The organism is Calothrix sp. NIES-2098 (genome assembly GCF_963875125.1).
Lineage (GTDB): Bacteria > Cyanobacteriota > Cyanobacteriia > Cyanobacteriales > Nostocaceae > Aulosira.
On the sequence record NZ_CAWNKJ010000001.1, the window covers coordinates 416629 to 430000 of the forward strand.

Here is a 13372-nt window from a genome sequence, read left to right on the forward strand (position 1 = left end):
AGATGACAGAGCGGGATATTACAGACAGTTGGTCCCGAGGCAGAGCCAGAGAGCCGGATGATAGTAATAGATTATCCGAAATAGCACAATTCAGTGAAACTACTGGTTCTAACTCTAAGTCAGTGAAGCGGCAAACAGATAATAATTCCGAAGGATTTCCTTTAAATAATCAGTCCCAAAAAACTGTTTCACCCAATTATATTTTCAGTAAATTGCCCCGCTGGATGCAAAACTGGGTGTTGTGGTTAGTTTTATTAACCTTAATTCCCGGTGGCATCGGATTTCTGGCTATGGCAATGTTGCTCAAGTTGCCAGCAGCCCCTAATTGCCCAAAAATTTTCTGGCCTTTAGCTAGTGAGTCGGTACGGCTACACTGCGCTCAGTTAGCTGCTTCTAAACAAACTGTAACCGACTTACTGCAAGCAATTGGGCTAGTGAAGCAATTGCCCAAAAATCACCCATTGCGTGGAGAGGCCGATCGCTTCATAGAAACATGGTCAGAGGATATTTTGCAACTAGCCGATCAAAGTTTTCAAGCGGGAAATTTAGATGAGGCGATCGCAATTGCACGTAAGATACCTGACGATGTATCTGCGTATAAATTAGTAGAAGAAAAAATTACTAAATGGCAATCGATCTGGTCAAGAGGAGAAGAAATTTATCAGCAAGCGGAAGCAGAATTGCGCGAGAGACACTGGCAATCTGCTTTTATGCTATCTGCTAAATTGTTGCGTCTGGACAATAAATACTGGTCAACCACTAAGTACGATCAATTAAATCAGCTAATTGCTACAGCACGGGAAGATGGGGAAAAATTAGCAAAAGCTGAGAGTTTAGCCAAGAGTGGCGTCGCGGATAAGATACTCGAAGCTATAAAAATCGCTGAATCAATTAGTCAAGGTAGTTACGTTTATCAGAAAGCTCAAGAGTCAATTCCGGCATTTGGACGTAAGATGTTGGATTTGGCCCAGACAAACTTAGATAAGCAGGATGCAGATACAGCTTTAGATATTGCTAGGCAAATTCCCGAAAATACTGGATTGCAAACAGAAGTTGAAGACTTTATCAGCTTGGCTGAGGCGCAAAGAAGTGCTTGGATTGGAAATATTTCCGGTTTACAAACCGCAATTGCCCAAGCACAGCAAATCGCTCCTACCAGGGCTGTGTATAATAAAGCACAACAATTGATTGCACGATGGCAGTTGGAAATTGAAGATGTTGCCCGCTTAGAAAAAGCGCGAACCTTAGCTAGCCAAGGAACAGTCAGCGATTTAACAGCAGCGATCGCCCAAGCACAGCTAATCCCAAGTAGTAACCCCCGTGCTAGTGAAGCCAGAGAAGAAGCGGGACGCTGGCAGGCTCAAGTAGAAACAATTCAAGATCGACCTTTCTTGGATCGAGCCGAACAAATAGCATTGCTGGAAGATGTTACTTCTTTGCAAGCAGCAATCTCGGAAGCCAGCCAAATTCGTAATGGTCGAGCTTTGTATCCAGAAGCACGCAGAAAAATCCGGAATTGGACAGCCAAGATTCAGCGAATTCAGGATCAGCCTTACTTAGATCAAGCAAGAGACTTGGCTCAGAGTGGAAATTTACCTGCTGCTATTAGCGCTGCCGAACAAATTGCCTCATCAGGACGGGCACTGTCTGGCGAAGCACAAGAGGCGATCAACGATTGGCGAGGGCAAATCCGCGCCAAAGAAAACTGGCAAAAAGCGCGGGATGCAGCGTTAGCTGGTACACCAGAAGCTTTAGTAAATGCCATACAACTAGCTCAACAGGTTCCCAGGCGTAGCATCTTACGAATGGATGCTAATATCGCCATTGACCAGTGGAGTCAGCAATTGTTAGATATTGCCCGTTCTCAGGGACAGTCTGATATCTACAAAGGCATTGAAACTGCGAAATTGGTTCCTAGAGGTAGTTCTGCTTACAGTGCTGCACAAGAGCAAATTAGAACTTGGCGGCAATTCCTTAATCCTGAACCTCAACCTGCACCTGAACCATCCCCGACGACACCGACTACTACGGGATTGTAATCTGGAGTGTTCTAGATAGGTCAGGCTAGGGAGAAATAAGTAATGTCTTGACTCTGGACTTTTCACTCAGCACTAGCTATTTGTCTCACTACAGTCAGTGCTGAGTAACTCACCCCAGCTGTCCCTTCACCAGGGTGGGTGGAGTCACCAACTAACCAAAGATGCTTAATTGGTGTGCGATTGGCAAAACCAAAGGGGCCGAAGGTGGGGATGCGTTGACCTATACCACCAACAATACCGCGATCGCGTGCTGTGAAATGAGCAAAGGTGCGGGGTGTGGCGGCTTCTTGATGAATTATCGTTTCGGGTTTGAGGTAGAAGAACTTTGCTAGGCGGGCGATCGCTTCTTCTGTATACTGCTGCTTGAGTTCTTCATAATTCTCAGTCTGCCACCACCTCCGTGTATCTACGAAAGATGAAGCAATAATTGTAGCTTTACCATCTGGGGCGCGGCCATCTCCGGGATGGCTAACGGAGACAAATAAAGAATTATTTTCGCCAATCGGCCCATCGGCGTTGTATAAAAATTGCAGGTGCGGCGGGCATTCAGGGGGAATGGCGCTAGCATCTACACCTAAATAGACGACAAACGCCCCTGATGATGGGGGTAATTTTTCGACTCGCTGCTTATAACCTGATGGTGCTGTGTCGCCTAAAAGCTGGACGAGGTTTTGCACAGTGACATTGGTAATTATATGGTCGGCTGTTTCTGTCCAGACTTCGCCGCTTTGTTGATTGCGGATGGTCACGGATGAGGCCTGACCATTGGCGACGGTAATTTTTTCGACGGTGTGACGCATCAACAACTTACCGCCATCTCTTTCCAAGGATTCTACCAGGCGATCGCTTAAGACTTGCATACTACCCTGGAGGTGAAATAATCCTTGGGGTAGTTGGGAGACACTTAAGGCGGTGGCTGCATACAGTAAAGCTGTTTCTTCTGCATTGACTTGGGAATACAGCTTCAGTTGTAAATCTAAGAAAGTCCGTAAGCGTTGATCGTTACCTAAACCATATAGCCGTAAAGCATCGCCCACAGTAAATAAAGTGAAGGGCACAGTAATTAATGTACTTGGACGTACCGCCTGAGTTAGCTGCCACAAATCCCATAAATTACGTGGCGGTAGCACCGGATCGCGTCCTTGAAACTCCCAGCTAGCTTGAAATAGAGTTGCTAACAATTGCCAGAATGGTTCGCTACCAGGAAATTGTCGTTGGCGTTCTTCTCGCCATTTTTCGCGATCGCGCCAAACGTTGATCGGTGTCGATTCCCCAGGAAGATAAACCGCACAAGCCGGATCGCAAGGTGTGGCTTCAGGTAAATCTATTCCCAATTCTGAGAAAATCCGGTGATGAATCCCCCCAGGTTCTAAACCAGCAACTTGGGTTGCGCCGACATCAAATGTAAATCCTCGGCGTTTAAATGTAGAAGCACAACCCCCAGGTACAAGGGCTTGGTCTAAGATTAAAACGCTGTAACCTTTATGGGCTAATAATGCGCCAGCAGTTAGCCCACCTATTCCTGCACCGACGACAACGACACGAGATGCTTTTTTGTCAAGCGATAGACTGGGCATTGAGACTTTAGTTTATATTTCTTAATATTATTCTTAATTTTAACAAAAGTGGTTCTTTCGCCAAGCCATCACCCAAGCTTGTATCAGCTGCAATTTGCTAAGGAACAGTGATTGTGAGCTTAAATCAGCTAATTGCCTGTTTTACTTTGGGAATACTGAGAAGAGTTATCCCAGAGGAGTGATAAAAATGGCTGATAATCGTCTCAGTGCTAACTTTTCCCCTGCTGATCGGGAAGCGGTAATGCAGGCGATCGCAACAATTCGCGAAAAGTTACCGTTTTTGGTAGATTTGACAACGGATGACCGACGCAAAATTTTAAAAATGGGTGATAAAAGTCGCGCTTTTGTCAGCAAAGCATTGGAAGTAGCGACACAAAACCCAAATTTTTTACCTCGTTCCTTTGATGTAGAAGAAATGCGCCGGGATGTAGCGCTGTATGAGGCTTTGTATCCAGTACTTTTATCCCTGACGCAACTGCAAGAACTTGTGGATGATACTTGTATCACTGCGGGTAGTGAAGCATATACAGCAGCTTTAGCAGTTTACAATTACGCCAAAGCTAGCGGTGATGTTGCTGGTTTAGATGCAGTCATAGACGAGATGGGACGTAGGTTTACCCGCAGTTCCAAGAAGAAGAAAGCTGCAACAACGACTAGTTAAGACCTGAAACCAGCACTGTTAACATTTATCTAGGCGTAGGTTGGGTTGAGGAACGAAACCCAACATTGATGAGGGTGTTGGGTCTCATACTTCGACCCAACCTACAAATTTTTTGTACTGACACTTGAACCTTTGAGGCTAAAGCTTGAGGTTCTGAAGCTGACGCTTGAGGTTCTGAAGCTGAAACTTGAGGTTCTGAGGCTGATGCTTGAGGCTTTGAGGCTGACGCTTGAGGTTCTGAGGCTGATGCTTGAGGCTTTAAGGCTGATGCTTGAGGTTCTGAGGCTGAAACTTGAGGTTCTGAAGCTGAAACTTGAGGTTCTGAAGCTGACGCTTGAGGTTCTGAAGCTGAAACTTGAGGTTTTGAGGCTGAAACTTGAAGCTTTTTAGTATCAATAACACTATTTAAGAGTGAATTTGCGTACAATTACTAGCAAATATCGTCTAAATATCTCATACCGTTTCACTTTAATCATGATTTCTATACATGGGTGAGGGTTTAGCAGTGCTAAACCCCTACGAAGAATCTATATGTATCAGAATTTTGGGGAATTGGTATGAGCTAACTATATTTATCAACACAATACAACAGCTATGAGCAGCAAACCTGGAATTCTCATCAAGCAGCCTGTTTCCGTCTTCAGCAAGCGTCTTAATGTTAACTTCGGGAGTGGCTTTACAGCGCTAACCAAAGTTGTAGTGAATGGGTTGACTGGTAATGTGAGCAACGTCCCCGAAAATTTGGTAGAAATGGGTGCTGCTGTTGGCTTGGCTAAAGAACCGGGAGAAATAGCTTATCTGCTGATTTTTAATTCTTTAATTCAAGCAATGGCTAGTTTAGTAGATGATAATCACGATTTACTAAGAAAAGTTGATAATGATGAGATTGAGACTATAGTTAAACACCGTTTAGAAAATTGTCTCCAAAATTTAGAAGCTACAGAATTAACAATTGACAGCAACTTTTTTGCTCATCCTGAAGAATTAGCTATTGTTCCAGCTATCAAAGAACCTTTTCGCCAGTGGTTAACAGAATTTGTCACCACCCCAGCACAAGCAGAAGCGATTAGTAATCGTCTTCCTACAGAGTTTGTCTATTCACTCATTGAAGAATGGAAGAAAAATAGCGATAAATATATAGTTTTACAAACTGAACTAAATACCCCTTTTATTAAAGCAGGTGAAAGAGAGCAAGCTTGGCAACGTTACTCTACATGGTTGCAAAAACAAGTTAATGAACGGATGTTTTCTGAAGCCTTTAGTCTGGAACAAGTTTATGTTCCTCTTCGTGCTTACTATGAACGCAAAATAGCGGATGAAGATGATGATGTTTTTGCGATTGGAGGAAGACAGAATTATAAACAAGATAGAAAAACTGAACGTATTGTTGTTGATTTACAAGCAGAACTACAAACTTGGTTAGACGAAGCCGATCAAAAAGATGCTATCCGGGTAATTAGTGGTGGGCCAGGAAGCGGTAAATCTTCCTTTTCTAAAATTTTTGCAGCTACACAGGCGAAGATAGGCAAGATTTCAGTTTTATTTATTCAATTACACCTGTTTGACCCAGAAGATGATTTAGTTAATGGTATCAGCAAGTTTATTAATGACTTGCGTGATATTCCTCTACCACCTAATCCTTTGGATAAAGAGAATAAAGTAGAAAAATTACTAATAATTTTTGATGGTTTAGATGAATTAGCTATGCAGGGCAAGATGGGTGAAGAAGTTGCCCAGAAGTTTGTAAGTGAAGTACAAAGACAAGCCACTGCATTTAATCATGTTCAAACTCGTTTCCAAGTTTTAATTAGTGGAAGAGAATTAGTTATCCAAAAAAGTCAAAGCGATTTTCGTAAACCTAAGCAAATCCTTCATGTTCTTCCTTATTTTGTAGATGAGGAAGAAAGAAGGCAAAATAATTATATCGATGCTCAAAATTTATTAGAGCAAGACCAAAGACAAATTTGGTGGGATAAATATGGTAAAGCTAGCGGTCGTGAATATGACAGATTACCCGCAGAATTAGACAAGGGACATTTGAGAGAAATTACGTCCCAGCCGTTATTAAATTACTTGGTTGCTTTAAGTTTTGTTCGCGGTGCAGTTAAATTTTCCGATGATAGTAACCTCAATGAAATTTATGCAGATTTACTCACAGCAGTTTATCAACGAAGTTGGGGTAATGATAACCCAGTAATTAGAGGTATTAAAGAAAAAGATTTTATTCGCATTCTAGAAAGTATTGCTGTTGCTGCTTGGCATGGAGGAGATGTTAGGGCAACGACGGTTTCAGAAATTGAGAAGTATTGTGATAGCAACCTTCTGGAAAGAATATTAAATATATTTAAGCAAGATAAAAAAGTTAGCTTAACTCGTCTCTTAACTGCTTTCTATTTCCGACAAAGTGGCTTAAAAGGTCGTGAGGAGACTTTTGAATTTACTCATAAAAGCTTTGGTGAGTATTTAACAGCAAGACGTATTATGCTGGAATTAAAACTCATTAATAACCAGCTAAAAGCTAACCAAGAAGATTCAGATTATGGATGGAATAAGCTGCAAGCTTTAGAACGTTGGGCGAAGTTATGCGGTTTAACCGCTATGGATAATTATATTTTTAACTTTATTATCAATGAAATTCAATTACAGCAAGATAAATATCAGGTTGATGTTGCGGAATGGCAGCAGACAATATGTGACCTGATAAGTTATATGTTAAAAAATGGAATGCCGATGGAAAAATTGCAGTTACCCACTTTTCAGGAAGCAAATCGGCAAGCACGTAATGCAGAAGAGGCATTATTAGCTGTTTTGAATGCTTGTGCAAGAGCGACGAGAAAGGTTTCTCAGGTTCAGTGGCCTTTTTCTGAAGCTTTTGGTACTTGGATTTCTCGCCTGCGTGGGCAAAGAGTTGATAACAATAGTGAGATTTTTTGCTTAAATTGCTTAAGTTTTCTAGATTTAAAAAACTGTATTCTCGTATCCCAAGATTGTTGTAAGGCGAATCTTCAAGGGGCACATTTTCAACGTGCGCGTCTTCAAGGGGCGAATCTTCAAGGTGCACATCTTCAAGGGGCAAACCTTTCACGGGCAATTCTTCAAGGTGCACATCTTGAGGGAGCAAATCTATCACGGGCGATTCTTCAAGGTGTAATTCTTGAAAGGGTTAACCTTCAAGAGGTGATTCTTGCAGGAGCAAATCTAGAGCGGGCTAACCTTCAAAAAGCAAACCTTTCACGGGCGATTTTTCAAGGGGCCAACCTTTCTCGAGCGGTTCTTCAAGGTGCAATTCTTGAAAGAGCTAACCTTCAAGGGGCAATTCTTGCAGGAGCAAACTTAGAGCGGGCTAACCTTCAACAAGCAAATCTTCAAGGGGCGATTTTGGTAGGAGCAAACCTTTATCGAGCGGTTCTTCAAAGTGCAATTCTTGAAAGAGCTAACCTTCAAGGGGCAAATCTTATAGAAGCAAATATGAAACAGGTTAACCTTCAGCAAGCAAATCTTAAAGAGGCAATTCTTCAAAACACCATTCTTCAAAACACGAATCTGGAAGGAGCAAATTTTCAAGGAGCAAACCTTCAAAATGCAAACCTTCAAAATACAAATCTTCAAAATGCAAATTTTCAAGGAGCAAACCTTCAAAATGCAAATCTTCAAGGGGCAAATCTTGAATGTGCAAATCTTCAAGGGGCGAATCTTCGCCGTACCATTCTAGAACGCAAAATCTAAATCCACTCAATACCCTGCGCCGCTAAATATTTCCTCGCTGCTTCCAAAGCCTCTTTCCTCAGAATAATCTTCACATCTGGCTTAGTGAGATACAAACGAAACCTCTGTACAAATAATTGATTAGCCTGCTCAATTCTCCTAATCGCACCCCAAGGAATCAACAACGCCGGAAGCCCAAACCTAAACACCGCAACAATACTCAAATACAGCCCTTCGGGAGTAACACCAACATTTAAAGTTCCTTTGTAATACACCAAACCCACATGACCATGCTCAAACCGCGAGATATTTGCTGGTGGTGGTTCCTCAGTGCGGTAGAGTTTCGCCAAATCATTCCAGTCAACGCGGAACATAAAATTCAAAATCACCATGAACAGGATGAATAAAGCGATAAATGTAGGATTAAAATTACTTATCATTTGTTTTTAAAGTTACAGGTGAGATGATTGTAGTAAGTGAAAAAAGGTAGAGGGCAGTGGTTCGACTTCTAAGCGAGAGGCTACGCGATCGCTCCCCAACTGGGCAGATGGGAGAAGAGAATAAAAAGTATAAATGAAAACTTCAATTCTGGATTTAGGTCAATTATCGAATCAATAATTATACTGAAGATACTTGATGTGAGGTATCAAATATCTTTGATACAAAATTAACTACACATTTTCTACCCTGTTTTCCTGGCTTCACTTGTAACTTTAATTTTGCCTAACCACTTAACCATAGTTGCTTTCAGTCCTAGATAAGATAAAGAAGTAAGCAAGCTTTTCACCTCACCACTCACAACTACCAATGATCTCAACCCTGGTAAAATTTCCTCGTCTTAATGCTCCAACGCTGCACCAGTTACCTAACGGTTTGACAATAGTAGTAGAGCAAATGCCAATTGACGCTGTTAACCTGAGTTTGTGGATTAAGGTTGGCTCGGCGGTAGAATCGGATACCATTAATGGCATGGCTCACTTTTTAGAGCACATGATTTTTAAGGGCACAGAACGCCTAGCTAGCGGCGAATTTGAACGTCGAATTGAAGAGCGTGGAGCCGTTACTAATGCCGCTACCAGCCAAGACTATACACACTACTATATAACTACTGCTCCCAAGGATTTTGCCGATCTGGCTCCGCTACAAATAGATGTAGTATTTAATCCCAGTATTGAAGATGATGCTTTTGAACGGGAACGCTTTGTAGTACTAGAAGAAATTAGGCGATCGGAAGATAATCCCCAGCGTCGGACTTTTCGGCGGTCGATGGAAATGGCTTTTGAGCGCTTACCCTATCGCCGTCCAGTATTGGGGCCGGAATCAGTGATTTCCCAACTCCAACCCCAGCAGATGCGAAATTTCCACGCGGCTTTTTATCAACCCCAATCGATTACAGCTGTGGCTGTAGGTAATTTACCCACAGAAGAATTAATTGCAATTGTGGCGGAAGGAATTAATCAAGCTACTAACAACAAAAATTCTGAACTTGGGATAGAACCAGTACTTCATCCCGAACCTGTGTTCAAGGAAATTGTCCGCCAAGAATTCGTTGATGAATCACTCCAGCAAGCACGACTAGTAATGGTTTGGCGAGTTCCTGGGTTGCGGTATATCGAGCAGACTTACGCTCTAGATGTTTTAGCCGGAATTTTAGGACACGGACGGACTTCAAGGTTGGTACAGGATTTGCGGGAAGAACGGAGATTGGTGTCTTCGATTGCTGTAAGTAATATGAGTAACCAACTGCAAGGGACGTTTTATATTTCGGCTAAGTGTGCAGTAGAAAATTTACCAGCGGTAGAAGAAGCGATCGCTCAACACATCCGGATGTTACAAACAGAGTTGGTCAAAGAATCAGAAATTGCGCGGGTGCGGCGAAGAGTAGCCAACAGATTTATTTTTGCCAATGAAACGCCAAGCGATCGCGCTGGCTTATATGGTTACTATCAGTCCATGCTGGGAGATTTAGAACCAGCTTTTAACTACCCTGCAAATATTCAAGCTCAAGAAGCAACCGACTTGATGCAAGCTGCACAAGAATATCTTTCTAGTGATGCTTATGGTGTAGTTGTCCTCAAGCCAGCTTAATCAAGAGTCCATAGTCAATCGTCATAAGATAAATAAAAAATGACAAGTGACAAACACGATGTGGACTGAAATCGATGCTCATATTAGCGAAGTGATTGGTGACAAATTTCAGAGTCAGCAAAAGCGTTCTGTTAGTGGTGGGTGTATTAACCAAGGCTATGCTGTTTCTGATAATCAACGCACTTACTTTGTCAAGCTAAACCAAGCATCCCAAGTTTCCATGTTTGAGGCTGAGGCGCTGGGATTGGAGGAAATGCTGATTACCGCTAGTATTCGAGTTCCCCAACCTTTGTGTTGGGGTACGGCTGGTAATTCTAGCTACATTGTATTGGAATGGCTGGAAATGGGAGGAGGTAATACTAAATCTTGGCAAGAAATGGGGCGAAAGCTAGCACAAATGCATAAAGCTACTAGCAGTCAAGGTTTTGGCTGGAAAATTAACAACACTATTGGTTCCACGCCTCAAATAAATACTTGGACAGAAAACTGGGCAGAATTTTATGCTCAACAGCGCTTGGGTTATCAATTTCAGTTAGCTAAACGACGAGGGGGTAGTTTTCCCAAGCAAGAGAAGTTACTAGCCGCTATCCCAGAATTATTAGCAGATCGTCAAGTGGAACCTTCCTTAGTACACGGTGATTTATGGGGAGGGAATGCTGGGTGTACTGTATCTGGGGAACCAGTTATCTTCGATCCAGCAACTTATTTTGGCGATCGCGAAGTTGATATTGCCATGACAGAATTATTTGGTGGTTTTCCAACAGCCTTTTATCAAGGTTATAACGAAGTATTTCCTTTAGATGCAGGTTATGAGCAGAGAAAAACGCTCTATAACCTGTATCACATTCTCAATCACTTCAATTTATTTGGCGGTGGATATGGTTCTCAAGCGAACCGGATGATTGACCAGATTTTGCGTTGAACAACGCTCTGAGTACAATTCTTCATAATCAATAAATACAACATTAAGCGATCGCTTACCCCTCAGACCGACAGTGAAGCACTATCAACTACAACCAAACGCTTTCCCCAGCAATTACCTAAATGATTTATGGGGAGAAATCCATGCTTGTCCTTACTTTGCAATTAATAACCTCAACCGTGATTTTGTCGGCACGAAGGGCTTTTCTGTAGTATTTCAAAAATCGCACATAGCGCAAGTAGAACAAAAGTTTCCTTACTTCAAGCCTTATCTAGATTTAGCCATCCAGGCTAACTGTAATGCTTTTTATCTCAATCCTTTATTACTTAAAGAAGGTTCCCGCGTTGATTCGCATATCGATCGGTCTTTGCGTTCCTACTGCAAAACCATTGAACCTCCTCTACTGGTCAGCGTTCTCTATGTGCGTTTACCACAAGATATGCAGGGGGGAGAACTCATACTCAAATCGCACAAACGCCAACTTGCGCAAATTAAGCCACAGATGAATACTTTACTCTACTTTCAAGGTGATTTAATCCACTCTGTTAACGCAGTGCAAACTCCGGGAAATCGGTTGAGTCTGGTTTGTGAACAGTATAGTTTGAGTGAGGCTGAACTCCAGGAGATACCACCGTTTACAGTAGAATCAAGAGTTACTCAGTCTACCAGAAAGCAAAAAAAATAGCTTCGTAGCTTGATTCTTAACCTGCTTTCCCAGCCACTAATTTCGCCCCATTATCTTATCGATAGACCTCTGCAAGCAATATTTTTAACCGTTTTTAGATTTTTTGCTACCACATTAGGCGATCGCTTACACGATGCTAATGCAGATTTCACTAATGACAGTTGGATACTAATCTTCCTACTAGAGAATGTATTTTTAGATTCTTAATTTCACGTTTAATAATACAGCAGCTTAAAATTTGCTGAAATTGCTATTAATTCAATATTTTCTCATTTGTCAACAATTACACCGAATGCTAGCCTAATTTTACAGTAGTTCTATTAGCATAGTTGAAATTCTCCGGACTTACTAACACTACACAAGCGTTTAAAGTCTTCTGGTTTCAGGCTCTTTACTTGTTTGTATGTCATATATGCTGCCCAACTCTACGTACTTGTCCCACGCATCTAGGACTTTTGCAAGAGGTCTATTGAAGTCGTGCCTCAGATTCTATACTGCGACTGAGTTTCAGCTTTGAATAAAGTAGTTCATTTGTTCGTATTGAAAGGGCTGGGTCAGGTAGCTTGAAGTTTATTTTCAATATTTTTGAATTGCGATCGCTAAGATTCCCAAATAAAAATCGCTGTAATCTATATTATGTATGCTTCTTGCTTTTTTTTGAGAATTTATAAAAAAAAGTTGTAGAGAGGGGGTTGACGAAACCTTGTGAGGTTGTTAGATTAGATAAGTGCTGAGGGCGAGGCAAAAACGCCGCAGCAACCGAACCGAGAAAAACAAATACTTTGAAAGCTTAAAAGTAAACCAATCCTCGTCAAAAGATTTTTGGGCAAGGCTCAAAGATCTTCAACAAAAAAATGTACAGGATTTCCGAAAGCGAGAGAAGCAATTCGGAAAGAAAAACTCAAATCACAAAATGGAGAGTTTGATCCTGGCTCAGGATGAACGCTGGCGGTATGCTTAACACATGCAAGTCGAACGGTGTCTTCGGACACAGTGGCGGACGGGTGAGTAACGCGTGAGAATCTGGCTCTAGGTCGGGGACAACCACTGGAAACGGTGGCTAATACCGGATGTGCCGAGAGGTGAAAGATTAATTGCCTAGAGATGAGCTCGCGTCTGATTAGCTAGTAGGTGTGGTAAGAGCGCACCTAGGCGACGATCAGTAGCTGGTCTGAGAGGATGATCAGCCACACTGGGACTGAGACACGGCCCAGACTCCTACGGGAGGCAGCAGTGGGGAATTTTCCGCAATGGGCGAAAGCCTGACGGAGCAATACCGCGTGAGGGAGGAAGGCTCTTGGGTTGTAAACCTCTTTTCTCAAGGAAGAACAAAATGACGGTACTTGAGGAATAAGCATCGGCTAACTCCGTGCCAGCAGCCGCGGTAATACGGAGGATGCAAGCGTTATCCGGAATGATTGGGCGTAAAGCGTCCGCAGGTGGCTATGTAAGTCTGCTGTTAAAGAGTGAGGCTCAACCTCATAAGAGCAGTGGAAACTACATGGCTAGAGTGCGTTCGGGGCAGAGGGAATTCCTGGTGTAGCGGTGAAATGCGTAGAGATCAGGAAGAACACCGGTGGCGAAAGCGCTCTGCTAGGCCGCAACTGACACTGAGGGACGAAAGCTAGGGGAGCGAATGGGATTAGATACCCCAGTAGTCCTAGCCGTAAACGATGGATACTAGGCGTGGCTTGT

Annotated in this window: 10 protein-coding genes and 1 rRNA gene (1 of these 11 cut by a window edge); 9 read left to right on the forward strand and 2 right to left on the reverse strand. The window is 42.6% G+C overall.

The window, feature by feature from the left end:
* The first annotated feature begins 2 nt into the window (after positions 1-2).
* Positions 3-2039: a chromosome segregation ATPase gene (locus AACU33_RS01600; RefSeq protein WP_096586732.1), complete on the forward strand. Its 2037-nt coding sequence runs from the start codon at positions 3-5 to the stop codon at positions 2037-2039.
* Positions 2040-2101: 62 nt separating this feature from the next.
* Here AACU33_RS01600 and crtD read toward each other — a convergent pair whose 3' ends face one another.
* Positions 2102-3616 carry a C-3',4' desaturase CrtD gene (gene crtD, locus AACU33_RS01605; protein WP_096586733.1) on the reverse strand — a complete coding sequence of 505 codons (1515 nt, stop codon included), beginning with the start codon at positions 3614-3616 and terminating at the stop codon, positions 2102-2104.
* A 187-nt stretch (positions 3617-3803) separates the two neighbouring features.
* On the opposite strand from crtD, the gene AACU33_RS01610 reads away from it, so the two are divergent.
* From AACU33_RS01610 to AACU33_RS01620, 3 genes are all read left to right on the forward strand, one after another.
* On the forward strand, positions 3804-4277 hold the full coding sequence (locus tag AACU33_RS01610) for a hypothetical protein (protein ID WP_096586734.1): 474 nt from the start codon (positions 3804-3806) through the stop codon (positions 4275-4277).
* A gap of 132 nt (positions 4278-4409) precedes the next feature.
* Positions 4410-4667, forward strand: coding sequence for a hypothetical protein (locus AACU33_RS01615; RefSeq protein ID WP_339375700.1), 258 nt, complete (start codon positions 4410-4412; stop codon positions 4665-4667).
* A 204-nt stretch (positions 4668-4871) separates the two neighbouring features.
* A complete protein-coding gene (locus tag AACU33_RS01620) occupies positions 4872-8003 on the forward strand; it encodes a pentapeptide repeat-containing protein (RefSeq protein WP_096586735.1) in 3132 nt (1043 codons plus the stop codon).
* On the opposite strand, the gene AACU33_RS01625 is transcribed toward AACU33_RS01620, so the two are convergent.
* Complete coding sequence (locus AACU33_RS01625; RefSeq protein ID WP_096586736.1) at positions 8000-8422, reverse strand: hypothetical protein; 423 nt, start codon at positions 8420-8422, stop codon at positions 8000-8002. The two genes, AACU33_RS01620 and AACU33_RS01625, sit on opposite strands and share 4 nt — an antisense overlap.
* Positions 8423-8789: 367 nt before the next feature.
* Here AACU33_RS01625 and AACU33_RS01630 point away from each other — a divergent pair, with 367 nt between their 5' ends.
* From AACU33_RS01630 to AACU33_RS01645, 5 genes are all read left to right on the forward strand, one after another.
* Complete coding sequence (locus tag AACU33_RS01630; protein WP_096586737.1) at positions 8790-10070, forward strand: M16 family metallopeptidase; 1281 nt, start codon at positions 8790-8792, stop codon at positions 10068-10070.
* A 58-nt stretch (positions 10071-10128) separates the two neighbouring features.
* Positions 10129-10992, forward strand: a complete 864-nt coding sequence (locus AACU33_RS01635) for a fructosamine kinase family protein (RefSeq protein ID WP_096586738.1) — start codon at positions 10129-10131, stop codon at positions 10990-10992.
* A 73-nt stretch (positions 10993-11065) separates the two neighbouring features.
* Positions 11066-11677 carry a 2OG-Fe(II) oxygenase gene (locus AACU33_RS01640; RefSeq protein ID WP_096586739.1) on the forward strand — a complete coding sequence of 204 codons (612 nt, stop codon included), beginning with the start codon at positions 11066-11068 and terminating at the stop codon, positions 11675-11677.
* Between the two features lie 9 nt (positions 11678-11686).
* Complete coding sequence (locus AACU33_RS37520) at positions 11687-11884, forward strand: hypothetical protein (RefSeq protein WP_445291744.1); 198 nt, start codon at positions 11687-11689, stop codon at positions 11882-11884.
* A 703-nt stretch (positions 11885-12587) separates the two neighbouring features.
* Positions 12588-13372: ribosomal RNA gene (locus AACU33_RS01645) — 16S ribosomal RNA — on the forward strand; it runs 702 nt beyond the window's last position.

Bases quoted from the DNA above. Each gene is read 5' to 3' on its own strand.
- AACU33_RS01600 (WP_096586732.1), top strand. From the start codon at position 3: ATGACAGAGCGGGATATTACAGACAGTTGGTCCCGAGGCAGAGCCAGA.
- AACU33_RS01610 (WP_096586734.1), top strand. From the start codon at position 3,804: ATGGCTGATAATCGTCTCAGTGCTAACTTTTCCCCTGCTGATCGGGAA.
- AACU33_RS01635 (WP_096586738.1), top strand. From the start codon at position 10,129: ATGTGGACTGAAATCGATGCTCATATTAGCGAAGTGATTGGTGACAAA.
- crtD (WP_096586733.1), bottom strand. From the start codon at position 3,616: ATGCCCAGTCTATCGCTTGACAAAAAAGCATCTCGTGTCGTTGTCGTC.
- AACU33_RS01625 (WP_096586736.1), bottom strand. From the start codon at position 8,422: ATGATAAGTAATTTTAATCCTACATTTATCGCTTTATTCATCCTGTTC.
- AACU33_RS01630 (WP_096586737.1), top strand. From the start codon at position 8,790: ATGATCTCAACCCTGGTAAAATTTCCTCGTCTTAATGCTCCAACGCTG.
- AACU33_RS01620 (WP_096586735.1), top strand. From the start codon at position 4,872: ATGAGCAGCAAACCTGGAATTCTCATCAAGCAGCCTGTTTCCGTCTTC.